Here is a 25,465-nt window from a genome sequence, read left to right as displayed (position 1 = left end):
GACCTCGTTCGCGCACGTGGGGTTGAAGTGGGACGACTACGTGCGGTTCGACGAGCGGTACCTGCGCCCGACGGAGGTCGACGCGCTGATCGGTGACGCGACGAAGGCACGCACCGAGCTGGGCTGGACGCCGACGGTCGACGGGCTGCAGCTGGCGAAGCTGATGGTCGACGCGGACGTCGAGGCGCTCGAGCACGAGGGTCGGCCGTGGATCGACACTGTTCGGCTCGACTCCTGGGCCTCGAAGCACAACGCCGCACTCGGCGTCGGCGCATGACGGATCTCAAGGGCGGGGTCGAGTACACCCCGACGCCGTTGGATCGCGACGCCCGCGTCTACGTCGCCGGCCATCGCGGGCTCGTCGGGTCCGCGATCGTCCGCAAGCTCCAGGCCGAAGGGTTCACGGACATTGTGGGCCGCACCTCGGCCGAGCTCGATCTGAAGAACCGTGACGCAGTGTTCGCGTTCATAGCCGAGACGAAGCCGAGGTACGTCGTGCTCGCAGCCGCGAAGGTCGGCGGCATCCTCGCAAACAGCACCTTCCCGGTCGAGTTCCTCAGCGACAACCTGCGGATCCAAATCAACGTGATGGACGCGGCACTGGCGCAGGAGACGGAGCGCCTGCTCTTCCTCGGGTCCAGCTGCATCTACCCGAAGTTCGCGCCGCAGCCCATCAAGGAGGACACCCTCCTCACCGGGCACCTGGAGGAGACGAACGACGCGTACGCGATCGCAAAGATCGCCGGCATCCTCGGCGTGCAGTCGGTGCGCCGCGAGTACGGGCTGCCGTGGATCTCGGCCATGCCCACGAACCTCTACGGGCCGAACGACAACTTCTCCCCGAAGGGCTCCCATGTCCTGCCGGCCCTGATCCGTCGGTACGACGAGGCAAAGGCGTCGGGCTCGACTTCGGTGACGAACTGGGGAACCGGCAGCCCCCGGCGAGAGTTCCTGCACGTCGATGACATGGCCGATGCCTGCCTGCACCTGCTGGAGCACTACGACGGCCCGGCTCAGGTGAACGTCGGGACCGGCTCGGACGTGACGATCAAGGAGATCGCGGAGACCGTCGCCGAAGTCGTCGGCTACACCGGTGACACCGAGTGGGACACGACGAAGCCGGACGGGACTCCTCAAAAGCTCCTGGACGTGAGCAAGCTCACTGCGGCCGGCTGGAGCTCGAAAATTGGACTTGCTGAGGGCGTGGCGTCCACCGTCGACTGGTTCCGCGCGCACGCCGAGATCGTCAGAACCTAAATCGACCATTTGAGCCACGAGCTCCCCGCGCGAACTTCGCGAGTCCTGTCTATGACAGAAGCTCGAGGCTCGCTCGGAGGGCAGACCCCACCTCGACCCCGCGGATTGACCGTAATACCACGAAGTCGCCCAACCACGAGACAGGAAATAGTCGTCCGATGCTGGGCGGCACGCGCTGCGCGCTTGGCACCTTAGAGTGCGCGACTCATCACCAAAGGAAGTCCTGTGACACAGCCGCCGGCGACCACACATGGGCAAGGGCGCATATCTAGCCTCGACGGCCTACGAGGCACAGCAGCCGCGGCGGTGGTCATCAATCATGCCGTATTGACTATCCCGGTATTTGCGGCGCTGGATTATAATATACCAGTCCAGCACACATGGTTTGAATGGGCCTTCACATATACACCGCTTCACCTATTCTGGGCTGGCAATGAGTCGGTGATGGTGTTTTTTGTACTGAGTGGACTTGTGCTAACGCTCCCGATAATGGCGCACCGGTCGCACTTTGATTGGAGGGCCTACTATCCACAACGCTTAGTGCGCCTATACGTGCCCTTGGCCGCGTCGGTCGCATTAGCTCTGGTGTGGGCAACGACCGTAGTCCGGCGTACCGACCCAGCCCTCAGCTATTGGGTGAACCTTCATCACCAAGAACTCACCCCTTGGCGCGTTCTGTTGGATGTATTTGTGGTAACAGGAGCATCGAAGCTTAATAGCCCTCTGTGGTCGTTACAATATGAGGTTCTCTTCTCACTGTTGCTGCCCCTTTACATTCTGATTGCAACGCGACTGCGCGCCCACCCGTGGGTGCTAGCAGGAATTGCACTCGCCGCATCCACGATCGGGCGCGCCACTCACATCGGAATACTTCAATACCTACCCGTCTTCGCTCTTGGTGTGCTCCTCGCCGTCCACTGGAATGAGGTGTCGGACATCGCGCAACGAATTCAATCGAGCGCCTCGTCCCGTCTTATCTGGACGGTCATTACAATCGCAACGAGTGCCGCATTCACTTGTACGTGGGCAATTGTAGGCTTGCCAGCTGCATTGCACGCCGTTGACTTCGCATTTCCAATAGTCATAGCTAGTGCCGTAGTCATTGTATTCATATCGGCACAGACCGGCACCGCAAGGCGCCTTCTGACGACCCCGGCCATCACGTGGCTCGGGAAGGTGTCCTTTAGCCTCTATCTAGTGCACGAACCCATCATTGTGAGCGCAGCGCTTCTGGCGCGACCCGATTGGGAATGGCTTGCCGCGCTCCTGTCAATACCAGTCGCGGTGACTGTTGGCTGGACATTTAATCTGCTAATCGAACGGCCCAGTCATTCTCTGGCAAGAAGGGTGGCGCGAGCGATTAGCGCGTCGGACCGGTTAAGCGCTGGCACAGAGATCGCACGGCACCAATATGAAGCTACGCGCCGTGGGTCAAAGCCTTAGCGCCGTGAGGCGTGGCGCTTACAGCGCGACGAGTCACGCGGGGTCATATGTTGACGACGCTTCTTGGCGTGTCGAGCGCCCCCGTGACATCACTCGACGACGCAAATTTGGAGGACGATGATGAACTGCGGAAGGCGACCAGGTCTATCTCTTCACCGCAGCTGCGTCGTTGCGCCGGCAAATAGTTCCCAGTCCGCGAGTTCAGTTCATGCGTCTCCGTCGATCCACGCCGTAAGGCCGTGGTGGGTCTGGGCTCAGGGAGGGTTCCTCAGAGGTGAAAAGCAAAGTGCATGAGTGCGTCCTTGTCGCTGGTACGACTGGTCTCGGGGGAGCGGAGCGCTATGCGGTAGATCTCTACTCAGAAATGAGGACCGCAGGTATACCAGTCGGCTTGATCGGACACATCCCGGGGTGGGCGGAAGCAGGACTCCCAATCTTCGGCAGGGCGGGCCTAACGAACAAGTGGGGTGCCGAAAGTCCGCTGCTGTCGCTGCTCAAATGGCCGCTGCAGTGCATAGCAGTTGCCCGCATCGCCAGAAAGCATCGCGGGGCGACCTTCCACGTACAATTCAAACGTGAGCAGCTTGGCCTTTCGAAAGTACTCCGGCGTTACGGGAACGTGGTGTGGACGGAGCACGGCCGGTTTCGCCGGTCTTGGCGTTCTCGCATACTCGGGAAGTTGTACAGGCGCACGAGCCGTTATGCGGACTCGATTATAGCGGTAAGTAGCGCGGTGGCTTCAGACGTCAAATCTGTCGGGGTCAGCGGACGAGTCGAGGTGATACCGAATACAGTCGATGTCAGTCGATATGCCGCGCCAGCTTCAGGCGAAGTCAAAGCAGCAAAGAAGCGATTCAACATCGCCGAATCAGAAGTATCCGCGCTGTGGATCGGTCGCGTGGAAACCGGCAAGCGTCCTGACCTTGCTATTGAGGCGGCTGTTGAAGCCGATATCGATCTTCTATTTGTAGGAGCCGGGGATCAACTTGAGACTCTCGCGAAAGGCATATATGCCCCCAAGAGGGTTATCTTTGCTGGCCATCTCGCAGATCCAACAGTGGCGTATAGAGCGTGTGAAATCTTAATCTTCACCTCGGCGGGGACTGGAGAAGGGCTGCCTCTGGCTTTACTCGAAGGTGCCGCATGCGGATTGATTCTCGTGACACACCCGTCATCCGGGATGGCGGAGCCCGTTGTCCAATTGGATGGGGTGCTCGCTAGCGGTGACTCTCCACAGGCAATTGCTGAGGCCGTGCGGAAGGCGGCGAAGCTGGCTTCCCAGGAGCCACGCATTGCCAGGGCGTTGACGAGTCGGTCTGATTGGGTATCGCGACATCGGATGGCTTTGAAAGTGGCAGAAGATGATTGAATCGCCAGTCGACCGCGGTGACGTAGCAGTTGCGAGGTACATCCCGTCTGGCCGCATGGGAGACACTCTGCTCACCGCGATGATTGCGTCGGTCTTCCTGGAGAAGTACGACCTTTACCTGGAAGACGTATTTCACGTTCCCACGCCGATATTCACTCTCGCGTCTACGCTGTGGCTCGTGCGTACCGCGCTACATTCGATAGTTCCGAAAGCACGGCGGAGTTCGCCTGTTCTCGCGATATTGTTTCTGTGGTTAGTCGCCCTTGCTCTCTCGCAGTTGTTAAGAGGACTATTGGATCCAGGTGTGGTTCAATTGCAGCTGCTCTTAAGTCTCTTTCACGAGTTCCAACTCGCCATTATTGCGTTAGTATTCGCCCTTACATGCACAGAGCATTCACTTCGGATATCGGTTTCTGCCGTATACCTCTTGGCGGTGGCCGGTGCCCTTGTTGGCGCCGTGCAACTGGTTGATCTCAATATTGGGAGCGGACAGTTATCTAACGTTCTTGACCTCCGTTTCCGAGCCGCAAACGGCTATCTTCGACCTGAAAGCTTCTACAGCGAACCTGCGTATTACGGCTTCTTCTGTCTATACGGGGTCGCGGTGGCCCATAGTCGCCTAATCTCACCCCGCCTACGTCCTGAGGTGGGAAGAGTTTTCTTGCTAGTGAGTGGGCTGTCTTCGCTCGCGTTCGGACCGCTTCTAGTTGCTGCGTGTTATATCGCGGCTTTCATGATCACTCGCGGCCCGCGGCTGATCGCGTATGTTGGGGCGAGTGCGGCGGTGCTGTTTCTTGTGGGGCAAACTCCCGTCGCGCTAGCGGTGGTGGACCGTGTTGACCGGATCTTGAACGCGCAGGATGCCTCTTCCCTTGTTCGTGCAGCGCTGAATGACGCAAGTCTCCGATTGATTGCTGCACATCCGCTAGTTGGAATTGGAGATGGGCAGTCTCGTTACGTGCTCCCGAGTCTCGTTCACGTGCGCGGAGTTGAACTGACCGCATACAATCAAGCCGGGAACTCCTATCTCGCGGTACTTCTTGAGGGCGGGTTATTGTCTGGCGTGCCCTTGTTCTCGGCGATACTGGCACTGCTTGCGTTTCTGCTGCTGAACCGGCATACATGGTGGGCTGCGGCATGGCTCGGAATGTTCATGATTTCATGGCTCTCCGTATCTACGATTGCATTGCCGGTCTTCTGGGTCATGTTCGGCGTAATTATGGGTGCGCACTTGCTGGGGCGGCGGCGCCAACTACTGGATAACCCATGAGCGCTAGCTTTCGCCTCGCAGTGACTATTGGTGACCAGGGCATCTCGAGCCTCATCACAGCGGCTGTGAGCGTGTTCGTCGCACGCCAAGTCGGGGCTAGCGAGTTCGGTGGTTTCACTGTAGGATTTACCGTCTACGTCTTCACGCTTAGTGTCGTTCAGTGCATTGCGGGACAGATCGTTCTGATCAGAGCGACTGCTGCCGACCGCGGCGTAGAATTGGGAGCAATTGGGGCCGCGCTGGTCGTGAGCGCTCTCGTCGGCGCTGCGACCTGTGTTGTAGCGGTTATCTTCTCCTCGCCTCTCTCAGGGCCGTTGATGGCCGTTGCGGTTTCGATGCCGTTCGTTGTGGTTCAAGATACGTTGCGCAGCATCGCCTTCTCTAGGCATAAGCCAGCGGTCGCATTGCTTATTGATGGAATTTGGTTTACATCGCAGCTGCTCGGGTTCTTGTTTCTGACTCTAGCTGGCAGTAGAAGTGTGGTGCTCTATAGTGGGACATGGGGTGTGGGGGCGCTAATTTCCTCCGTTGCGGGTGTCACAGTTCTTAAGCTCTGGAGCCCTGCGCCGAGCGTTGTCGGGACGAGGGAATTTCTGTACGCGAACCGAGCGATCAGTCTCCCGCTGGTAGGTCAGATGGTTACTGCATTAGGCGCGCTTCAACTATCGCTCCTTGCAGTTTCGGGGCTCGCAGGTCTATCGGCCGTCGGAGCAATCCGGGGAGCTCAGACGATCATGGGGCCAGTGGGAGTGCTGAGCAGCGGCGCGGTCCAGTTCAGTATCCCTGAGCTGAGACGAAGTCGGGCTAGCCCTCGCCGACTGGTCCTTTGGTCCGTAGTTGTGGGTGGCGTCCTATTTCTTGCTTTTGCGGGCTGGGGCCTAGTCTGGACGCTCGTCCCGGCGTCTGCTGGCGTCATGGTGTTGGGTGCATCTTGGCGTACGACGGTTGTCGTTCTCGTGCCGGTGGCGCTTTTTATGGCGCTACAGGGTGCGACTACGGGCGCATCGATCGTGTTTCGGGTGCTTGGGGCCACCCGGTACATCTTCAAACTCAACCTGCTGTACGGCCCATTGCTATTCGGCCTTTCGGTGACTGGAGCAGCCTCCTTTGGTTTGCTTGGTGCTGTCGGAGGCCTCGCTCTGGCGTCGGCGATCATGGTGCCGCTTTGGTGGTTACTGTTGCTGCGGGAACTGCGGGTGCGAAGAAGATTTGGGACGGAGGACTTAGGTGGTTGAGGTGCGGGTTGCGGTCGTTGTTAGAACGACGCCGAGGTCGAATAAAAAGAACCGGCCGGACTGGTTCAGCAAGGTTGCTTGCGCGGAAACTCTCCGAATTGCCGTCGGAGAACTTGATGCTCCGGTCACAGTCGACGTGATCGCGGACGGAGGTGTGCCCGTCGGAACGGAGCCGGTCTATGCAAAGTTCGCTGACGTTCACCTCGTGTCTGCTGGAAACAATCGTCGCTCGTTCAAACTTGCCCTGAATACGGCGTTGGCGCGGGTGAGGGACGGAGCGACGCTTGTTGTTTTTTGTGAGGATGATTACATCTACCGACCTTCGGCTCTCACCGCTCTAGTCGCGGGCTTCGTCTCCTCTCCTGACGCATATCTTGCGTTGTACACGCCAGACGATAGGGCGTGGCACGCGACACATCGGAGTCAGCCGTTACGCCCGGTGCGAATGTCATCGCGGCCTATTGCGTCTGGCTGGCGCGAGATTTCCCATCCAACATCGTCTTATGCAGTGCCGGGAGTTATCCTCAAATCGGACGCGTCCACGCTCAGATTCGTGATGTATGGCGGCGCTCCGTTCGCTCATGCGACAGGGGCGACAGTTCAGGGCATACGTCCGTTTTCCTGGCGACATCTGAATCGCGATCTCAATCTTCGATCCAGCCCGAAGTCTTGGATGAAAGGTCTCGTCAGAGTTCCGATGCGCCTTCTCATAAACCTGCTTGCTTTGTCTGTCAGGAGGCGTCACCGGCGATATATTTCCCCGCGGCACGACCTGATTACGCATGTTGAATCTGCACACATCTCCGCTGGGGACGTGTGGCGCGAGCTCTCTGAGTCGGCCCTCATGTCTGTCGAAGGTCGCGACGGGCAAGGTGGTTCACTTGCCTAAGTTGGCTATCGTCAGTTGGTACGGGGTAGGCGCGCGAGACGCCGGGGAACGTGTGCGCCTCGAAGGGCTCACTTCCGAGTTCGCGAGGACGTTCGACGTGACGTGGTTCGTGCTGGACTCAAGAGAAGATCCCTGGACTGAGGCCGACGTGCGCTTTCCACCGCCCGACGTTGGCGTGCCCTACCGAATGCCTCGCTCCGCGTACTTATCTGCCACAGCGAGGCGTATGGCGATTGAGCATTACTATCCCGCAGGGAAAAAATCCTTGCGGGCTTGGGTCACTGATGAGTTGAGTGCACTCGACCCCGATGTTATCCTGGCGAATCAGCCTTTTGCATGGGCCACGATTCCCGACCGTTTACTCAGCCGTACCGTTCTAGACACGCATAATGTGAATAGTGCGCGGTTGAAACGTATAGCAGGCTCTCTCGGGCACCGTTGGCCCGAGAGGGCTCTACTTGCCCGTCAGGTGCAGCTCACGGAGCGGTTCGAGCACCGGTACGTGGAGGCCTCAGCCAGCACTTGGGTGGTCAGTGACGAAGACAAGGACGCGTTGCCGCGCTCTTCGACTGTGAGGGTCGTGCCGAACGGAACGACCCTCCTCGACCTCGAGCGTTCGTTCCTCGGAGAGCACGAAAGCCCTAGGCTGCTTTTTCTCGGGTCGCTTGGCTATTCGGCGAATATTGACGCGCTCCGGCGACTTTCACGGGCGGCTCAAGCGAGCACAAACGACTTTAGGGTCACGGTCGCTGGCAGCGGGCCAGAATCGGAGGCTCGGGAGTTGTGCGCGCGGGACCCCAGATTTGATTTCGTTGGGCGCGTACCAGACGCGCGGGCCGCCATGGCGGATCATCACGCTCTCGTAGCCCCTCACATGCAAGGTGGAGGCTCACGTATCAAGGTGCTCGAGGCGATGGGAACTCGCGTTCCCGTCGTCGCGACTCGCGTTGCGGCTGAGGGAATTGGAGCATCTCCAGGTGTGCATTACATGGAGATTGAGGGTGATGACTGGATCGAGCGGGCTATTCGGAGTTTACGAGATCCGCTGTTGGTTGGCGAGATGGTGAACTCAGCATGGGCGCTCGCCGCTGCAAGTGAATGGCGTCAGTTGAGCATTGAGGCCTGTTTCGAGTTGGAGGATATTGCTCGAGCGCGCCGCGAGTGAGTACGGTGCTTGAGAAGCCGTTCGCAATCGTTGCTGGCTGCCCACGCTTGAGGTCAGCGCTGCTGCTGAAACTGCCCGTTTGCGTGACGCTGCACTGCGTGTGTCAGTCTGAACCTTCCCTCCCGCTAGTACGCAATCGCTCGTCCCGCATATAACGGTATGGGGGAAGACTCCCCATGCTGATAGTTACAACTCGCTTCAGCCGTCCACAAAGCGCGCCACGGTTGAGGATGGCTGAGATCCGCGCGCCAGCGTAGTGATGCTTTGGCTGTGTCCGACTCAATCGATTTTTCTGTGGAGAATAGTTCTTCCGGAACGGTCTTCGTTCGTACGAAGAGTCGTTGTTGGCCCCTGCTGGACACGGTCAGAACCCTCAATTGCTCGGTCTGCTCGGACTCCTCGCCTGAGCTGGAGGAGGATAAGTCGCTATTTAGGTGTGGTAGAGGTTCTCGTTCCGACGTTGTGCGGGGGTGATCAAAACCCCGTCAGCCGGATTCGTCAGGCGGCGCCGGTTTGCTTATCTGCATATTCATATGCGTACCCATAGGACTGGGATCCGCGCACCATCGTGAGGACAGTACCGGCTATGTTCGCTCCCGCTGCGGTGAGACTAGCGGCCGCATTGGCGACCTGGCCACGGGATGTGCGGCCGCCGGCAACAACGAGAATTGCGCCGTCTGTTGCGCGGGCCAAAATCGCAGAATCAGTAACTGGCAGAAGTGGAGGCGCGTCGCAGAGGACAATCTCGAACTGACTGCTCAACACCGCGAGGAGTGTCGTCATCTCCTCGGAGCCGAGCAGCTCGCTGGGATTCGGAGGAATGGGGCCAGAGGGAAGCACGTGAAGCCCCGCGTTGCCCCACTCGACCATCGTCGACTTCCAATGAGCGCCGCCGACCAGGATATCGGTTAGGCCGACGCTGCCGTCAATCCCGAGGTATTCTGCAACGCGCGGTCGGCGTAGATCAGCGTCGACCACCACGACTTTCGAGCCTGATTCCGCCAAGGCGATAGCGAGATTCACTACCGTTGTTGACTTACCTTCGGTGGGAAGGCTCGATGTCGCCACGTAACACCTGTTCTTCCCCATCTCGATAAAGCGGAGGTTCGTTCGAAGCATGCGAAATGCTTCCGCGCTGGTGCTGGTCGGCGAGTTGATTACGACGAGGGGTTGAAGCTGAACGTCCTTGCGAAAGGGTATGAGTCCGAGATTTGGCACGGACAAGACTTGTTCGAGGTCCGAAGCTGTCCGAACCTTCGTGTTCACGAGTTCTCTTACGAAGGCAATGATCAAGCCTGTGATGAGTCCGAGGAGGATGCCGAATGTGATGTTGAGAGCGACGTTTGGGCTCGACGGGCGAGGGGATGGTTGCGCGGTTGAGACTCTTGTCAGTTTAACTGGACTGCTGCTGTCGCCTACGGGTGTTTCAAGTTCCTGCACTGTTTGCGTCAGGCGATCTGCCAGTGCGTTCGCGATCGACGCGGCCAGTGCAGGATTTTTTTGCGTGACGGTGATCTGAATCAGGTTGGTGTTAGTTGGATTCGATGCCGAGATGGATGATGGGAGGCTAGTGCTTGTCTCATTCAAGTTGAGGCTCTTGATGACGGCGCTAGTGACGGTTGGTGTTGTGACGAGCGCTGTATAAGTGGCGACTCGAGACTGGGTGAACGTCGAGCCCTGCGCGAGGTCAGCGAGGCTTCCGCCGCCTTGCGTCGAGACAAAAACCTGGCTCTCCGAGTCATAAGTTGGAGTGCGAGTCAGTGTCCAGGCCGTGGCGAGTCCGGCGCCGAGTAGGACGCACGCACCCATGAGCAGGAGGCTCTTCCGAAGAATGCCTAAGTATTCGCGAAGTCCCATCATTCCTCGTTCTTGGGAGTTGCGCACGGCGCTGTACTGAGGTCTGATTTCTTGCTGCGCCGTGACGGCGAAGGCGGCGTGTCACTTGCTACGCCAGTGGGAGCAACGTATCTCAAGACGGAAGCGGCCGCCGTTTCGGCTTCAGGGGCCTTCATCCTAGTGAGGACTAAGTCGGAGGCGAGTCCGGGCACTAGGTATCCCTCGCGTAGCGCCCGGAGGGCGCATGATTGAATCGGCGTCCGACTGTGGTGGCTGGATTGCCGGACACGACTGAATTCGCATCGAATGATCCCTGAACGACGCTCATGGGGCGCACGAGCACAGACCGTCCAAGCGTTGTGCCTCCGAGGACCATTGCGCGGGACGTGACCCAGGCACCGTCCCCGATCGTGATCGGTCGCGTGATGAGCGCCATGTCACGACGGTGTCGGTGACTGCCGGTCGTGAGGAAGCTTTCCTGAGAGATGACGACGTCTGATCCGATTGTGATCCGCGCTTGGTTGTGGAGCCAGACACCTTCGCCGATCCAGCTGCGATGACCGATGCTCAGCTTCCACGGGAAGCGAACGCGAGTGCGGGGGCGAAAGACGACCTGATGTCCGATCTTCGCGCCGAATGCGCGCAGTGCTGCAACCCGGAGCGCCGAACTGATCTGCCACGGATTTGTAACTAGCACGAGCTCGACGACGGACCAGGCGAGCACCTGCCAGAGAGGGCGATCCCATGCAGCGCGTTCACCTGGCGCGTCGGCGAGGTTGATTACCGGAGGGTCGGCTGGGCTTGCTGGGGGGACGTTTGTCACTCGTGCTCCTCGCACATTCAGCGGCTCGGGTGGTGGCACGCCGGATGCGGCGAGCCTGAGCGACGCTGCAGCGTCAAGGCTATCGGCACCGTTGCGTCTGTCGGAAGGTGGTTGCTTCGGGAGCCGTCTGCGAGAGTCGGTCGAAGATGGGAGCGTCCGGGCAACAGCGGTCAGGCATGATGGTGCCGAACCCGTTCACATCTCCGTGACGATCTGACGCACCTGCCCGCGCACATCGGTCCGGCCGTTCGTGGGCGTACTCGGGTCGGCGGTCGATGGCGCCGGGATGGCAGTGTTGGCGGCACCGAGTCGAGGGGGCGACGAGTGAAGATCCTGGTCATAGGGTTGAACTACGCCCCTGAGCCGACCGGGATTGCGCCCTACACCGCTGCGCTCAGTCGGGGCATGGCTGTGCGTGGCCACCGAGTGCGCGTCATCACGACCATGCCGCACTATCCAGAGTGGCGGATCGCTGATGGCTATGAAGGGTGGAGTAGGACCGAGCGTCTCAACGGCGTGATGGTCCGACGCCTGCGGCACTACGTGCCTTCTCGGCCGAGCGGCGTGCGGCGAATGCTCTCGGAGATCTCGTTTGGGTTGTGGGCGATGACAGCCCGGTGGGGGCGGCCGGACGTGGTGCTGTTTGTCTCGCCCGCCCTGTTCTCGACCGGGCTCGCTCTGCTGCGCGCGAACCTGACCCGCACCCCGTCCGTCGTGTGGGTCCAAGACGTGTACAGCTCTGGCATGGTCGAGACCCAGGGCGGCGCCGAGGACGGCGCCGTCGTCCGATTCATCCGGGCCATGGAGTCCGCTGTGCTGCGGAACGCCGACGGGGTCGGGGTCATCCACGCGCGATTCGCCGAGGTTGTCAGGCAGCTCGGTACTCCGGCGGAACGGATCGAGGTCGTCCGGAACTGGACCCACCTTCAGCAGGGCGCGGTCGGGGACCGAGAGGTCGATCGGGAGCGTCTCAAGTGGCCACCCGACGAGACGGTCGTGCTGCACTCCGGCGCGATGGGGAAGAAGCAGGACCTCGACAACGTGATCGAAGCCGGCCGACTCGCCGATGAGCGAGGCGCTCCGGTCCGGTTCGTCCTCATGGGGAACGGCGGTGAGCGGGCCAGGTTGGAGGCCAAAGCAGAAGGGGTGCGGTCCGTCAGCTTCCTGGATCCGCTTCCCGCTGACGAGTACCAGCCGGCGTTGCGCGCCGCGGACGCGCTGCTGGTCAACGAGCACGCCGGCCTGCGCGACATGGCCGTGCCGAGCAAGCTGACGTCCTACTTCTCGAGCGGCCGCCCGGTGATCGCGGCGACGGACTCGGGCAGTGTCACTGCGCACGAGGTGACCGCCGCCGACGCGGGTCTCCGCATCGCGCCGGCGACGCCCGCCGCCCTGCTCGCAGCCGCACTCGAGCTGCGGGACGACAGCGCGCGAGCCGACGCTCTGGGACGGAACGGCCAGCACTATCAGCAGCGCGTGCTGTCGGAGACCGCAGCGATCGATCGATTCGAGAACCTGCTCACGCGGGTCGTGCAATCCGGACGCGAGCGACGGTCGTCTCGTCAGGGTTCTCGTATGGTCGGCGAGACGCGACCTGCGCAGCACGACTTGAGCGCCGGTGCATAGACGCAAGCCGCCCGCGGACCCATGCCAAGCGTGCTCCGCTCCTCGGGCACTGGAGTCGATGCGTCGCCACTGCATAAGGTTGCGCTGGCGGTGGGTGTCACCCATCCCCTCGCCACAATGACTGTGGCACCTTCTTCCCTCCCTCGAAGGACGGCGCTGCTGTGCGAATTTCTGTGATCGGTTGTGGCTATCTCGGGGCTGTGCACGCGGCCTCGATGGCGGAGCTCGGGCACGAAGTGGTCGGCGTCGACGTCGATCCCGGCAAGGTGCAAGCGCTCGCCGCAGGGGAGGCTCCGTTCTTCGAGCCGGGGCTGCCCGAGATCCTGAAGTCTGCAGGCGCAACCGGTCGGCTCGCGTTCACGACCTCGATGCAGCAGGTGCGCGGAGCGCGAGTGCACTTCGTCGCCGTGGGAACCCCGCAAGCGCGCGGGTCGAACTCCGCGGACCTGACCTACGTCGATGCCGCCATCGAGGCGCTCATCCCGCACCTGTCTGACGGAGACCTGATCGTGGGGAAGTCGACCGTTCCCGTGGGGACGGCCGCACGTTTGGCGCAGAAGGTCAAGGACGCAGGATCCGGCGCGCTCCTCGCCTGGAACCCTGAGTTCCTCCGCGAGGGGTACGCCGTCAAGGACACGATCGCGCCGGACCGCCTCGTCTACGGGCTACCCGCCGAGGAACGCGATGCCGCAACTGCGAAGGCACTGCTCGACGAGGTCTACGCGACCGCGCTTTCGCACGAGACGCCGCTGGTCGTCGCCGACTACCAGACCGCCGAGCTCGTGAAGGTCGCCGCGAATGCGTTCCTCGCGACGAAGATCAGCTTCATCAACGCGATGGCGGAGATCTCCGAAGTCGCCGGAGCCGATGTCACGAAGCTCGCCGATGCGATCGGGTACGACGCTCGCATCGGCCGTCGCTTCCTGAACGCCGGGATCGGATTCGGCGGCGGTTGCCTTCCGAAGGACATCCGCGCGTTCTCGGCTCGTGCCGAGGAGCTCGGGCGAGGGGAGTCCGTCGCGTTCCTAAAGGAGATCGACGCCATCAACCTCCGTCGGCGGCAGCGCATGGTCGACCTCGTCGTCGAGGCGCTTGGCGGGCAGGTGTTCCAGAAGAAGGTCACCGTGCTCGGGCTGGCGTTCAAGCCGGACTCCGACGACGTGCGCGACAGCCCCGCGCTCGACGTCGCCGTGCAGCTGAACGGGCGCGGCGCGCACGTGATCGCGACGGATCCTGAGGCGATCCCCAACTCGATCCGCCTGCAGCCGCAACTCGGGTTCGCGACGGACACGCAGGACGCGCTCTACGGCTCCGATTGCGTCGTGCTCGTCACGGAGTGGAAGGAGTACCGGGAGCTCGACCCGGTCGCGCTCAGGGCACACGTCCGCACGCCGCTCATCATCGACGGGCGCAACGTGCTCGATCCGGAGACGTGGCGTGGGGCGGGATGGACCTACATCGGAATGGGACGCCCCTGAACCGAGGTGCAGGAAGGACGCCCAACAACCGAGGTTGTGTCGATCGGCCGGGGCCGAGAACGGCCACCTCGCTCAGGCGTGCTGGCGCCACCACCAGTCGTTCGGGGTGCCGCCGATGCGGGCCATCGGGTCCTCGGTGAGGTCGACCAGGCGGCTGCCCAGGGTCAGCGCCACCTGATACGCCTCGTCGGTCGCGTGGCGATGGATCGCCGCGTCCTCGTGACCGTCGACGAGGGCCAGCGGGTCCGCTGCAGGCAGGGCGCGGTCGCGGTGGAAGACGCTCGTGTGCATCGGCGGCTCGATGAGCGGGATGGAACCGCGGACCTCGTCGAGCAGCGCGACGGTGTTCGCCAGATCGGTGGGGCGCGGAGAGCGGCCCGTCCGCACCTCGTCCGTGAGGACGGAGGTCAGCACGAGGGCCTCCTTCAGCGTGAAGGTACGTCCGCGGGAGATGGGGGATAGGCGCACGACCGCCGATCGGTGGTGACGCTCCGCGGTGAGGATCAGGTCGGCCTGCTCCGCGTCCTCGACCGTGATCGGGCGGCTGCGGTGGCTGACCGAGAACGTCGCGGCCCGCATCGACTGACCGAGACGGCCGGCGGCCAGGTCGCAGATCAGGTCGTGGTTCTGCGCCTCGAGGCCGCGGCTGATCACCGTCTCGGCGGCGAGCGGCCCCTCGCCGGCGAACTGCTTCTGCAGCGCGAACTCGATGATCGGACCTCGGCAGACATCGCTGCCGTCGACGATCAGCACAGTGCCCATCGGTCTTCTCCCGGTGCAGTCCCGGCCCCCGAATGGGGGTCACTCTCAGGATGAGGGTGCAGGTGGTATCACCCGGGGAACGACACGGCGTGGCGCGCGATCCGAGGCTGTGAGTTCGATTAGTGAGCGGGGGTGGTCTCGAGGCTCGCTTCGCTCGCACCTCGACCAGCGCAGGGGGGTGAGGCTCGCGGTCTGCTCCGATTGCACCTTAATTAACAGGCCCGTGATTGCGCCGCTCCGTTTGCCGGGCCACTACCCTGCGGGGCCTCGAACCGCTAAGGTCAGCCGACCCGAATCGGCCGCCTCCCCAGCGGTCCCCAGCCGCCACCCACGGCAGGAGCCCATGCCCTCGTCACGCCCGCGCGCCCGCGTGCTCGCAGCCGTCCTCCTCGTTCTCGCCCTCACGGGCTGCAACTCCACGACCGCCGACGCCGCGACGACGACTCCTGCTGCGACCAGGAGCACTCGCACCGCCACACGTGCGGGCACGGTGCAGTGCGGTGCCGCCGCTCGCTCGGTGAAGGTACCGCGGGTGTCCTACGGCGCGCTGCCCTCCTCAAAAGCGTTCACGGATCGGGTCGCCTCCGCGCAGGGACGGATCGTCGACATCGGACGGCGCACCATCTCCGTCCGGAACTTCACGCCCGCCGAGGGCACGGTCGACGGCGGCGTGCTCGGGCCGGCGGCGGCCGGGCTCGTCGGACGCGGTAGGCGAGCCTCGGTCATCCAGGTGCGGGCGCACTCGTCCACGCGCGCCCGGTCCATCCCGAAGCGGTTCCCGCACACCAACCAGCTCTCCGTGCTCCGGGTCACCGGCGCGGCCCGGGTGCTCGAAGGCTTCACCGTGCGCGGCACGGCGCAGGGACACCTCTACAACGGGCTCCGGATCGACCGAGTGCGGAACCTGCGCGCCTCCCGGCTGCGCGTCGAGCACATCCCGGGCGATGACGGTGCGCCTCCGGGGGAGACGTTCGGCATCAACGACTACCGGACGGTCGGATCGCGCTGGTCGCACGTCGTCGTCGACGGCGACGGCGTCGGCGCGTCAGGGTTCGGCGTCAACGGCTCGAAGGGCCTCGTCGCGTGCGACGTGACCGCGACGCGCAACACCGCCGGGATGGGCTTCGCCTTCTGGCAGTCGAGCGACGTGCGGTTGGTCGATTGCCGGGCGATCGACAACGGGTTCTCCGGGTTCAACTTCGAGCGGAGCACCGGCCGGACCGTGCTCGTCCGTCCGCAGGCTTCTGGGAACAAATACGGCATGCGGATCGCGTCGGACCGGTCCAGCGCCCGGTTCGTGATCGTCGACCCCGTGATGACGAACGGGGTCTGGACGGTGACGATGCCCCGGCGCTGGTACGGCACCTGGAATCATCAGCGACGATCAGACATCACCCTGATCGTCCACGGCCGGTCGCGGCCGGACCTGCTGCGCTTCGAGACGTACTGACGCAGTCGGCCGCGGTGCGCGTCACCCGAGGGGCAGCGGGAACCCGTCCTCGCGCGTGCGAGCGAGGTATCGCTCGATCGCCGGCTCGATGTCCCGGCGGCGAAGCTCCTTGAAGCAGTGCGCCGCTACGCCGAGCTCCTCGAGAGCGATGACGAGAAGTCCGCCCACCGCCGGTGCACCCGATGCGTTGCGTGCACGCAGCAGGTCGTCGATCTCAGACACCGCGGCGTGCACGACGCCGTGCGGCAGATCCTGCAGAGGACCGTTCAGCACGAGGGCTCGGTAGCGGCGGAGGCACAGGTCGCAGCAGTCGAGCCCGCCCACCAGATCGGGTACCTCGGGCGTCCACGTCCGTGCGGCGCGCACCGCAGCTCGGATCGCCGATTCATACATCGAACCTCCTCCGCGCTCCGTCGCGCGGTCCTGCAGTCCCGTGTCGGACCGACGTCGATAGTGGCCCCCTTCACGCCCGAATGAAACAGGGAGAGCGGTTTCAGCGCCGCTTCGGGTGACGATTCGCTGAACAGCCGAGGGGCGGCATCGTCCGCAAGGTCGACGCGGCGACGTCTGGGTGAGTCGCTCGTCCTCCCCTTTCGACCTCGTCGGGGCCCAAATTCAGAAGTTTTCCAGCCTTCAGCGGATCGCACCAGCACATCTGGCGCCGTCCCACAACCTGGATTCCGCGGTTGTGCCTCGTTCGGGGGATCCCTACGGTGTCCGACGACTCCCTTCTGTTCCCTTCCCCGATCACCCCGCCCTTCGGCCCGACGTCGTGCCTCTGCCTCCCGAAAGGCATCTCATGACCGTCGAATCGACGTCGGCCGAGCGTGCGCTCGGCGTCCGCGTCACGCGCCTCGTCGCCCTGCTCGCGGTGCAGGTCTTCCCCCTCGTCGCCCTCGCGCTCGTCTACCCGCTGGTCGCGGTCCAGCTGCACGAGATGCGGATCGGCGGGCAGTCGGTCGCCTCTGTCATGGTCACTGCGGCGACGCTCGCGCCGCTGCTCGCGCAGACCGTGTCCGCGCCCGTGTACCGCCTCATCGACGGCATCGAGCGCGCCGATCGGTGGCGGGTGGGCGCGCAAAGCCTCCGTGCCATTCCGCGCGCACTTGTGATCGGGGCACCGATCGCGCTGCTCACCTCGCTCCTCATCGCCTACGGGCTCGCGTGGAGCCCGGAGGCGACGGCTGCGCTCGTCGGCGTCGTGGAGCTGCATCTGCTGCTCTCCGCCCTGCTCGTCGCGAGCTACGCCACGGGCGGGAAGGCATCCCTGCTCGTCACATGGAGCAGCTATGCGGCCGCTCTGCTGATCATGCCGACGCTGGTATGGGCGCCTGCGACCGCCGCGATCGTGGCCCAGGCGACGATCCTCGTCGTCGCCGCGGTCCAGGTCCGGCCGCAGCGCATCGGGCGGGTGCCTGCGGGTGTGCTCTCCGCCGCAGTCACGCGGGGCGTCGCGGACGTGCTGCCGCTCTGGTGCATCCCGCTCGCAGTGCTCGCCGCCGACCCGGCCCGCTTCCTCGCCGGCCCGGTGTTCGCCGGGATGCTGCCCGCGATCGTCAGCTATCACGTGTTCTTCGAGACCAGCGCCGAGCCGATGTGGCGCCGGATCGACCGGTTGCGCCGGTCCATGGGCGTCATGCCGTACGAGGCCCTCGAGCGCGATCTGCGGGAGATGCGCGAGCACGCAGGGCGCGGCCTCCTGCGGGTCACGATCGTCGAGGCGCTGCTCGCAGGAGTCACGGTGCTGATCGTCGGCGCCGCGAAGTGGGACGGCGTGCCTCTGTTCCTCGGTGTCCTCGCCGTATCCGGCATCGGGGTGGTCATGCTCGCGCAGGTCTACACCTACGGGATGCTTCGCCCCGGCGTCCCCGTCGCGGTGAGCGGCCTCGTGCTGCTGCCGATGATCGTCATCACCGAGGTCGTGCACGTCACCCCCGCGGAGATGCTGCTCACCATCGGCGCGACGTACGCAGTCGTCGCCGTTGCCACCGGTTTCCTCAACCGCCAGGCGTGGCGGCTGCCGGAGTACTCGTTGTTCTGGCGATCGGCGCTGTCGGCATGAGCGGGGTCTCCATCTACTTCGGTGTCGAGCCGCCGGAGACTCCACTGCTGACCGCGATCGGTACCGGCGACGTCGTACTCGAGCCGTACCACCCGCTCGTGCAGGACGGCGGCTTCGCCGACGTCTTCCCGCACTGCCGCCGCTACGTCTACGTCAACCCGACGACGGTCGACCCCTGGCACTACGACCGGATGGCCGACCCGCCGCCGATCACCGGTCGAGACGCGCGGTGGGGACTGCCGCGGCTCGACCTCGACCGGCCGGAAGCGCTCGACTGGGCCGTCGCTCAGGCCGTGGCCGCATTCGCGGCGGACGGCGCCCGCAGCACCGGGCTGTTCGTCGACGACCTCGACCGCATGCTTCCGAATCGCGCGGAGCTCGCGATCGAATACCTGGCACGGGTGGGGGAGCGCACGCCGCATGAACCGCGTTGGTTCCTCAACCGTGGCTTCGCGCTCTGGCCGCTCGTCGAGGCGCTCGACGCCGTGCTGCTCGAGGACCTCACGCCCGAGGTCGTGGGCTTCCGCTCGGTGGACGAGTCGCGATGGATGGACGAGGTGCTGGCGGCCGTGCGCGGCGTCCGCTCGCGTGGCGTCCGCGTCCACGCCCTCTCGTACGACGACCAGGACCGCGCCGGCGCCACCGCCGCCGACCGCCGGGTCCAGACCGAGCTCGCCGCGCTGGTCGACACCGTCACCACCGACGCCGATCGCCCCTTGAACACCTGGAGGACCAGCCGATGACCTACGGCAGACCGGCCCACGCCGCGACCCGCACCGCGCCGAAGCGCACGGGCCGGTCCCGCCGCGCGTCCTACGCGCCGGTCGATGTCGCGATCGTCTGCGAGTCGACCTACCCGTACCTGACCGGCGGGCTGTCCGCGGTGGTGCATCAGATCGCCGAGGCGAACCCGAACCGCCGGATCGGCATCATCCACATCGCGTGGGACGGCGACTCCCCGAGCGTCGAGAAGTACGACGTACCGCCGCAGGTGCAGTGGGTCATGCCCGTCTATCAGAGCATGCGCGAGCATCGTCAGGGCTTCCTCGACCTCCGGCCCCGCGACTCCCGGTTGGGGCGGAAGGCGACGAAGGCGGTCGTCGACCGGCTGTTCGCAGCGCTGGACGACCACCTCGCCGGCGACGACGACGCGCTCTGGTCGCTCTACGACGACGGCATCAACCCGCTCACGCGCACCTTCCGGATCTGGCCGGTCATCAGCTCGGCCGCATTCATGACGCGGGCCCGGGAGTACTTCGCCCGAGCAGGTCTCTCCTTCACGGCGCTGTTCTGGGAGCTGCGGGAGTTCTTCTCGCTCGCCTTCGCCGTGACGGATCTGGTGCTGCCGAAGGCGACGGTCTACCACGCGCACACGACCGGCGCTGCCGCACTCCTCGCGGCAGCGGGGGCCCGTCAGCACGGCGCGAGCTTCCTGCTGACGGAGCACAACCTGTACGCGCGAGACACGATCAACCACCTGCTCGAGCGGAGCATGGACACGCTCGTCACGCGCGACGAGTGGCGCACGCTCGATCACTACGAGACGTCCGCGATGGAGCCGCAGCAGACGCGGGTCACGCCCCGCCAGCGCGCCTGGATGGCCTGGTGGGCGCACAGCGGGCTCGTCGCCTACCGTGCAGCGGACCTCATCACGTACCTCTATCCCGATGCGATCGAGGAGGCCGCCGGCCTCGGTGGGCACCCCGACAAGTCGATCGTGCTCGCGAACGGAGTCACTCCATCGCATTTCGACGAGGCGCGAGCCGTGTTCGATGCCCGTCTGGCACAGAGCCGGCTCGCGGGCGACGACCGCATCTGGAGGCTCGCCTACGCCGCACGTGTCGTGCCGATCAAGGGACTGCTCGACCTGCTGAAGGCGATGGCGCAACTCGTCGCGGAAGGGGTGACGAATTGGGAGCTCGACGTGATGGGGCCGGACGAGGAGATGCCGGAGTACGTCGAGCTCTGTCGCCGCACGTGCCACGAGCTCGGCCTCGACGGGTACGTGAAGTTCTTCGGGAGCGTGAACCTGCGGGAGCGGTTCGGCAACTATGACGCGCTCGTGCTGCCCAGTCACAACGAGGGCCAGCCCATCGTCGTGCTCGAAGCGATGACCATCGGCCTCCCCACCATCGGCACCTACGTCGGCGGCATGAAGCAGCTGGTCGAGGATCCCATCGTGGTGCAGGACGCGCATGCCGCACCGACCGGCGTCGTCGACTCGTGCGGCCTGCTCGTGCCGGCGCATGACGTCGACGGGCTTGCGGACTCGGTCAGGCGGCTCATGAGCGACGAGGCGCTGTTCGCCCGGCTGAGCGAGAACGCGCGCGCTCGAGTCGAGCACTACTTCCACATCGACACGGCGATGGCGCTCTACCGGTCCGTCTACCGGCGCTTCGGCTCGGTGCCCGAGGTCGAGTTCCTCGAGACCCTTCCCGTGCCGCTGCCTGTCACCGGTCAGCCGCTGCCCGCGGTGCGACAGCCGGCTCCGGCGGCTTCGCCGGCGGAGTCCTCCTCTCAGCAGGACCGCCGCGCCGCGTAGCGCTGCTGTGCGCGGATCAGGGGACCTGACGGACCGGGTCCCCTGATCCGTGAACAGTCGTCATCGCCGGGCTCAATCGACGGTGACGGTCGCGGGTAGGGCATTCCGCCCCGTTCTTGCGTCCCAACCATCCGCCTGCGCGAACCGGATCGCGTACTCGGGGATGTCGCGAAGGTCAGCAGCCGCGTCCGGCGCCCACAGGCTCAGAGCCCATCGTCCCGGCGCCACAGACGCGGGTAGGCGCACGTCTTCGCTGACGGTCGTCGTCGCGCCCGCGGCCCAGGTGCGGACGTCCGTACGCAGGCGGACCGGCACGCTCGTCCCGCCTCTGCTGAGCACCGCGTAGACGGGGCGAGCGTTGACGACGTGCGCGAAGCCGGTGTTACGGACCGTGAGCTCGAGGCGGAACGTTCCTTCGTGGTCCGCCTCCTGCGTCCACTCGACACGGGTGACGGCGAGCCGGTAGCCGAGTCGCTGACCGATCTCCCTCGAGCAGCCGCCCTGCTGCAGCAGCGCGAGGGCGCTCGCGTCGAACTGCCGGTTCAGGTAGGTGAAGTGAAGGCGGTTGAGTTCCGAGAGCGCGGTCGGACAGGTCGTCCGCGGAGAGGTCCCGCAGATCTCGCCGCCGACGATCGTGTAGCGGCCGAGCGAGGCCACCAGAGCCTTGTCTCCCTCGACCGTGCCGCCGTTCTGCCCCCAGGTGCCGCGGTCGTCGGGGTCGCTGCTGAGGAAGCAGTCCTGATGGTTCCCGATGCGGGCTGCGGCGGAGCCGCCGTACGCGGTGCCGGCGGTCACCTGCTTCGGTACGAGCGCCCGGATGTCGTAGGGGTAGCGGAGCGCGACGTCACGCGAGGACGGGAACGCCTTCAGCACGGCCTTCAGCACCGCAGCCTTTCCCGCGGCGGTCGCGAGCCCGTTCGTGGAGTCGTGCCACTCGCCCCACGCGCCGATGAAGCCGGCCTCGAAGGCGAGGACGACGTCCTGGTTCTCGGCCAGGACCGGCTTCACCTGCGCCACGTGCTCCTCGATGCGGGCGAGGGGCGCGTCGGGTCCGGCGCCGTCGAAGTTGTAGGCGAACCGCAGCACCACCTTCATGTGCGCCGATCGGAGAGCGGAGAAGCCCCGGTCGAGCGTCGCGAGGAAGTCGGCCGGGATCGCACTGTCGCGGTAGGCGTCGAGCCGCACGTAGGTGTGCACGATGGTCACGCCGTCGCGCTGCGCCGAGGTGATCGAGTCCGGCTGCGTGAGGTCGACCGCGTCGGTCCAGCCCCGCTCCGGGTTCGTGAGATCCGCGGTCGTCGTGGCCACGTCGACCGAGGCGAGCGGACGGGGGAGGGTCAGCACGACTACGAGCGCGACGACCAGGAGTACAACGACGGTCGCGGCGGCGATCAGGCCGAACCGGACGCGGCGGCTCAGGGACATGGGCGGCTCCCTCCGCAGCAGTCGGCCCAGTCAACCAGCCGGACGCGCCGTCCCGGTGCGTCCTCTTCCTTTCTTCCTGCATCCGAGCATCCCGCCTCAGAGGCGCCGGACCCCCGGATCTGAGGAGAGACGGGCGTGTCAGGAGCGCGCGAGCAAGGCCTGCACCACCGGACGCAGGTCGCGGGGGAGCTGCGAGCCCGTGAGGTCGATGCGATCAGTCGTCTCGGTCGTCACGATCGTGAACTCGTAGACGAAGTCGTCCCGGCCTCGGCCGGCCGGACGGTCGGCGGCGCTGCGGACCGCCTCCGTCAGTTTCGCCGCCTCGTCCGCATCGTCGACCTCGGCGGTGACGCTGATGCCGGTGAAGCCGCCGCTCCGCGTGATCACCACTCGCTGGACGTTCATGACGTCACCAGCCCCACCCCGGCCCACGCCTCGGCGACCGCCTTCCGCGCCTCCGTACCGAGCAGCCGCTCCGCAGTCGCGACGGTGAGCTGCGCGAACTGCGGGAACGTGGCGTCGGACCGCAGCTCGCCGCCGGTCAGCGTCTCGAACCAGACGCGGCCCGCTCGCTCCCAGGCATTGCCGCCGAGCGCGACCGCAGCGAGGTAGAACGCGTGGTTCGGGATCCCCGAGTTCGTGTGCACGCCGCCGTTGTCGCTCGTCGTGCGCAGGTAGTCGCGGATGTGGGCGGGCTGCGGGTCCTTGCCGCCGAGCCGCTCGTCGTCGTACGCCGTGCCGGGAGCCCGCATGGAGCGGAGCGCGACCCCGTTCACGCTCTCCGCGAGCAGGCCGGCGCCGATGAGCCAATCCGCCTCTTCAGCGGTCTGCCCGAGCGAGTACTGCTTCACCATCGATCCGAACACGTCGGAGATCGACTCGTTCAGCGCACCCGACTGGTTCTTGTAAGCGAGGTCGGCAGTCGCGCCGGTGACGCCGTGGGTGAGCTCGTGCCCGATCACGTCGACGGAGATCGTGAACCGGTTGAAGAGCATGCCGTCCCCGTCGCCGAACACCATCTGCTCGCCGTCCCAGTACGCGTTGTCGTACTGCTCCGAGAAGTGGACGGTGCCGGAGAGTGCCAGCCCGGCGTCGTCGATCGAGTTCCGGCCGTAGACGCCGAGGTAGAGCTCCCAGGTGTCGCCGAGCCCCTCGTACGCCTCGTTGACCGCGACGTCGGCGCTCGCAGGAGCGCCCTCGCGTCGGACCAGCTCGCCGGGCAGGTCCTCGCCGTTGAGGGCATCGTGGATCAGTCGCTGCAGACGCGGCGCGGTCGTCGCCGTGGCCTGACGTAACGCCCGATCCCCGATGAGGCGGCTGACGGCGAAGGTCTTCTCGAAGGCGAGCGTGCGCACTGCGGCGTCACGGACGGCGGGATCGTCCTGGCGGGCGAGCGCCTGCAGGATGTAGGGCGGGACCAGGGTGCAGTGCATTGTGCTCCTCGCGGGCCGGGTGCACAGCACCGTACGCAAGTCCGCCGACGGTGCGCCACGAGGCTGTCGGATGAGCACCCAACGAGGAGGGGCCCGGCGGAGCACGCCTGTCATGTCGTCCTGATTAGGCGATCGGTCGCGCAAACGGTCTGCCGCACACGGACGGGGCCTACGCAGGCCTGGTCGGCGATCTGTCTCGCGACGCTGTTGAAGGTGCACACTTCTTCCTCGGCCACAAGGAGGTGCCCGTGCTGTACCCGACCCGTCGAACACGCCGCGGTGTTCGCGCGTGGTGGCTCGAGCACGTCAGCGCGCCGCTCGACCGGTTGTACGGCGACCTCGACGAGCACCAGCAGGACGACGAGCAGTCGTAGTGAGGCGCGGTCGCGGTCGAGTCGGCGCACTTCTCCCGCCTTCGGCGGGCGATGATCGTGTCGGTTGCTCCTCGTCAGAGCTGTTCGGTGGGTCCACGACGCCGAGATGACGGTCGGGAACGAGTTCGAGCCGAGTTCCAGTGGTCGATGGCGCGGCCGCCTCTTGGCATGTCCCTAGATCGGGGTCTGTCGACGCCCAGGGTTCCAGGGGAAGAATGCGCTGATCACGATGACGTGAACTCCCCGAATGCCGTGCACCCACACGGCGCTACCCGAAAGCGAGGCGCCGATGGCGCTCACCCTGCCGTTCCTGCGCGCCCACGCGCAGATGCGTCCCGAGAAGCAGACACAGCCCCACGACGAGCGGAGTGCCGCTCGCGGGCCCCTTGACGAGATGTACGCGCGCATCGACGAGGACCTCGCCGACCGATAAGCGCAGCGCTCGTCGAGGAGATGCGCGCTCAGAGGGCACGCGTGGGCGACGACATCGTCGCTGCGGCAGCGGAGTCGAGCCGCCATGCTGAAGGCATGGTCTCGGTACAGCGTCACGTCGCGGTCGTGCGGTCGATGCTCCAGACGGGCGAGTCCGAGCGCCTCTGGGTGCGCGCCGTCCGCGCGGAGCACGGACATGCCGGGGCGCTGATGATCACCGACCGGCGACTGCTGTTCAGCGGGCTCGGCTTCGTGTCGCAGTCGCAAGAGGCGTGGCCCCTTGCTGTCGTCGCTGACGTGCGTGTGGGAGACCACGGGCTCGCGCTGCGTGTGCTCGGGCAGCCGGAGCGGTTCACCGGGAAATTCGCCGATCTGGCGCGTGTCGCCGAGGCGCTGCCGACTGCCACGGGTGCCGCCGGCGAGTCCATCGCGGGTGAACTCGAGCGGCTCGTTCGGCTGCGGGACTCGGGGGTGCTCACCGAGGCGGAGTTCGAAGGGGCGAAGCGGCGGTTGCTGAAGTAGGTGCGGGGTGGTCTCGAGACTCGCTGCGCTCGTATCTCGACCGACGGAGTAGGAGCGCTGGGAGTGCGGGCC

Annotated in this window: 21 protein-coding genes; 15 read left to right on the top strand and 6 right to left on the bottom strand. The window is 64.9% G+C overall.

The genetic code is table 11. From position 1 onward, the window contains the following. The 6 genes from D1781_RS15595 to D1781_RS15570 all read left to right on the top strand — a co-directional run. A partial coding sequence (locus D1781_RS15595; RefSeq protein ID WP_199706639.1) for a GDP-mannose 4,6-dehydratase occupies positions 1-277 on the top strand: 277 nt, incomplete at its 5' end. Then, a complete protein-coding gene (locus tag D1781_RS15590) occupies positions 274-1,257 on the top strand; it encodes a GDP-L-fucose synthase family protein (RefSeq protein ID WP_119483119.1) in 984 nt (327 codons plus the stop codon). The genes D1781_RS15595 and D1781_RS15590, both read left to right, overlap by 4 nt. 225 nt (positions 1,258-1,482) lie before the next feature. Continuing rightward, positions 1,483-2,700 (top strand): acyltransferase family protein, encoded by a 1,218-nt coding sequence (locus tag D1781_RS18175; protein ID WP_407641672.1) that lies wholly within the window; start codon positions 1,483-1,485, stop codon positions 2,698-2,700. Between the two features lie 274 nt (positions 2,701-2,974). After that, complete coding sequence (locus D1781_RS15580) at positions 2,975-4,069, top strand: glycosyltransferase family 4 protein (RefSeq protein WP_147392122.1); 1,095 nt, start codon at positions 2,975-2,977, stop codon at positions 4,067-4,069. A gap of 55 nt (positions 4,070-4,124) precedes the next feature. After that, positions 4,125-5,339: an O-antigen ligase family protein gene (locus tag D1781_RS15575; protein ID WP_158590128.1), complete on the top strand. Its 1,215-nt coding sequence runs from the start codon at positions 4,125-4,127 to the stop codon at positions 5,337-5,339. A 2,221-nt stretch (positions 5,340-7,560) separates the two neighbouring features. Then, complete coding sequence (locus D1781_RS15570; RefSeq protein WP_158590127.1) at positions 7,561-8,628, top strand: glycosyltransferase family 4 protein; 1,068 nt, start codon at positions 7,561-7,563, stop codon at positions 8,626-8,628. A gap of 498 nt (positions 8,629-9,126) precedes the next feature. Here D1781_RS15570 and D1781_RS15565 read toward each other — a convergent pair whose 3' ends face one another. After that, complete coding sequence (locus D1781_RS15565) at positions 9,127-10,485, bottom strand: polysaccharide biosynthesis tyrosine autokinase (protein ID WP_158590126.1); 1,359 nt, start codon at positions 10,483-10,485, stop codon at positions 9,127-9,129. A 1,126-nt stretch (positions 10,486-11,611) separates the two neighbouring features. Between D1781_RS15565 and D1781_RS15555 the strand changes: the two genes are divergently transcribed. Both D1781_RS15555 and D1781_RS15550 read left to right on the top strand, forming a co-directional pair. After that, on the top strand, positions 11,612-12,913 hold the full coding sequence (locus tag D1781_RS15555; protein WP_119483112.1) for a WcaI family glycosyltransferase: 1,302 nt from the start codon (positions 11,612-11,614) through the stop codon (positions 12,911-12,913). Between the two features lie 161 nt (positions 12,914-13,074). Further along, a complete protein-coding gene (locus tag D1781_RS15550) occupies positions 13,075-14,391 on the top strand; it encodes a UDP-glucose dehydrogenase family protein (protein WP_119483111.1) in 1,317 nt (438 codons plus the stop codon). A 72-nt stretch (positions 14,392-14,463) separates the two neighbouring features. Here D1781_RS15550 and D1781_RS15545 read toward each other — a convergent pair whose 3' ends face one another. Beyond that, complete coding sequence (locus D1781_RS15545) at positions 14,464-15,153, bottom strand: arsenate reductase/protein-tyrosine-phosphatase family protein (RefSeq protein ID WP_119483110.1); 690 nt, start codon at positions 15,151-15,153, stop codon at positions 14,464-14,466. A gap of 532 nt (positions 15,154-15,685) precedes the next feature. Between D1781_RS15545 and D1781_RS15540 the strand changes: the two genes are divergently transcribed. Beyond that, on the top strand, positions 15,686-16,603 hold the full coding sequence (locus tag D1781_RS15540; RefSeq protein ID WP_119483109.1) for a right-handed parallel beta-helix repeat-containing protein: 918 nt from the start codon (positions 15,686-15,688) through the stop codon (positions 16,601-16,603). A gap of 21 nt (positions 16,604-16,624) precedes the next feature. Here D1781_RS15540 and D1781_RS15535 read toward each other — a convergent pair whose 3' ends face one another. Further along, a complete protein-coding gene (locus tag D1781_RS15535; RefSeq protein WP_119483108.1) occupies positions 16,625-16,996 on the bottom strand; it encodes a hypothetical protein in 372 nt (123 codons plus the stop codon). A 178-nt stretch (positions 16,997-17,174) separates the two neighbouring features. Here D1781_RS15535 and D1781_RS15530 point away from each other — a divergent pair, with 178 nt between their 5' ends. From D1781_RS15530 to pelF, 3 genes are read left to right on the top strand one after another with little or no spacing between them, the layout of a single operon-like run. Continuing rightward, complete coding sequence (locus tag D1781_RS15530; protein WP_147392119.1) at positions 17,175-18,665, top strand: hypothetical protein; 1,491 nt, start codon at positions 17,175-17,177, stop codon at positions 18,663-18,665. After that, positions 18,662-19,408 (top strand): hypothetical protein, encoded by a 747-nt coding sequence (locus D1781_RS15525; protein WP_119483106.1) that lies wholly within the window; start codon positions 18,662-18,664, stop codon positions 19,406-19,408. Before D1781_RS15530 ends, D1781_RS15525 begins: the two co-directional genes overlap by 4 nt. After that, positions 19,405-21,207 carry a GT4 family glycosyltransferase PelF gene (gene pelF, locus D1781_RS15520; RefSeq protein WP_119483105.1) on the top strand — a complete coding sequence of 601 codons (1,803 nt, stop codon included), beginning with the start codon at positions 19,405-19,407 and terminating at the stop codon, positions 21,205-21,207. Before D1781_RS15525 ends, pelF begins: the two co-directional genes overlap by 4 nt. Before the next feature lie 72 nt (positions 21,208-21,279). On the opposite strand, the gene D1781_RS15515 is transcribed toward pelF, so the two are convergent. The 3 genes from D1781_RS15515 to D1781_RS15505 form a co-directional block, all read right to left on the bottom strand. Next, the gene (locus tag D1781_RS15515) at positions 21,280-22,632 is read right to left on the bottom strand and encodes a DUF4832 domain-containing protein (protein WP_119483104.1); all 1,353 of its coding nucleotides are present in this window, start codon (positions 22,630-22,632) and stop codon (positions 21,280-21,282) included. 138 nt (positions 22,633-22,770) lie between these two features. After that, positions 22,771-23,037 carry a protealysin inhibitor emfourin gene (locus tag D1781_RS15510; RefSeq protein WP_147392118.1) on the bottom strand — a complete coding sequence of 89 codons (267 nt, stop codon included), beginning with the start codon at positions 23,035-23,037 and terminating at the stop codon, positions 22,771-22,773. After that, positions 23,034-24,065 carry a M4 family metallopeptidase gene (locus tag D1781_RS15505; protein ID WP_119483102.1) on the bottom strand — a complete coding sequence of 344 codons (1,032 nt, stop codon included), beginning with the start codon at positions 24,063-24,065 and terminating at the stop codon, positions 23,034-23,036. Before D1781_RS15505 ends, D1781_RS15510 begins: the two co-directional genes overlap by 4 nt. Before the next feature lie 248 nt (positions 24,066-24,313). On the opposite strand from D1781_RS15505, the gene D1781_RS18095 reads away from it, so the two are divergent. The 3 genes from D1781_RS18095 to D1781_RS15495 all read left to right on the top strand — a co-directional run bounded on the left by D1781_RS18095 (position 24,314) and on the right by D1781_RS15495 (position 25,393). Further along, a complete protein-coding gene (locus D1781_RS18095; RefSeq protein ID WP_267899803.1) occupies positions 24,314-24,439 on the top strand; it encodes a hypothetical protein in 126 nt (41 codons plus the stop codon). A gap of 289 nt (positions 24,440-24,728) precedes the next feature. Further along, on the top strand, positions 24,729-24,872 hold the full coding sequence (locus D1781_RS17635) for a hypothetical protein (RefSeq protein ID WP_158590125.1): 144 nt from the start codon (positions 24,729-24,731) through the stop codon (positions 24,870-24,872). Between the two features lie 41 nt (positions 24,873-24,913). Beyond that, positions 24,914-25,393: an SHOCT domain-containing protein gene (locus tag D1781_RS15495; protein ID WP_199706637.1), complete on the top strand. Its 480-nt coding sequence runs from the start codon at positions 24,914-24,916 to the stop codon at positions 25,391-25,393. Positions 25,394-25,465: the final 72 nt, after the last annotated feature.

The organism is Amnibacterium setariae (assembly GCF_003581425.1).
Taxonomy (GTDB): Bacteria; Actinomycetota; Actinomycetes; order Actinomycetales; family Microbacteriaceae; genus Amnibacterium; species Amnibacterium setariae.
This window is presented reverse-complemented; position numbering and strand designations above follow the sequence as displayed.

What these genes read in the sequence shown, in the direction of transcription:
- D1781_RS15590 (WP_119483119.1), top strand. Translation starts at nt 274, where the DNA reads ATGACGGATCTCAAGGGCGGGGTCGAGTACACCCCGACGCCGTTGGAT.
- D1781_RS15575 (WP_158590128.1), top strand. Translation starts at nt 4,125, where the DNA reads ATGGGAGACACTCTGCTCACCGCGATGATTGCGTCGGTCTTCCTGGAG.
- D1781_RS15565 (WP_158590126.1), bottom strand. Translation starts at nt 10,485, where the DNA reads ATGGGACTTCGCGAATACTTAGGCATTCTTCGGAAGAGCCTCCTGCTC.
- D1781_RS15545 (WP_119483110.1), bottom strand. Translation starts at nt 15,153, where the DNA reads ATGGGCACTGTGCTGATCGTCGACGGCAGCGATGTCTGCCGAGGTCCG.
- D1781_RS15535 (WP_119483108.1), bottom strand. Translation starts at nt 16,996, where the DNA reads ATGTATGAATCGGCGATCCGAGCTGCGGTGCGCGCCGCACGGACGTGG.
- D1781_RS15525 (WP_119483106.1), top strand. Translation starts at nt 18,662, where the DNA reads ATGAGCGGGGTCTCCATCTACTTCGGTGTCGAGCCGCCGGAGACTCCA.
- pelF (WP_119483105.1), top strand. Translation starts at nt 19,405, where the DNA reads ATGACCTACGGCAGACCGGCCCACGCCGCGACCCGCACCGCGCCGAAG.
- D1781_RS15515 (WP_119483104.1), bottom strand. Translation starts at nt 22,632, where the DNA reads ATGTCCCTGAGCCGCCGCGTCCGGTTCGGCCTGATCGCCGCCGCGACC.
- D1781_RS15510 (WP_147392118.1), bottom strand. Translation starts at nt 23,037, where the DNA reads ATGAACGTCCAGCGAGTGGTGATCACGCGGAGCGGCGGCTTCACCGGC.
- D1781_RS15505 (WP_119483102.1), bottom strand. Translation starts at nt 24,065, where the DNA reads ATGCACTGCACCCTGGTCCCGCCCTACATCCTGCAGGCGCTCGCCCGC.
- D1781_RS17635 (WP_158590125.1), top strand. Translation starts at nt 24,729, where the DNA reads ATGGCGCTCACCCTGCCGTTCCTGCGCGCCCACGCGCAGATGCGTCCC.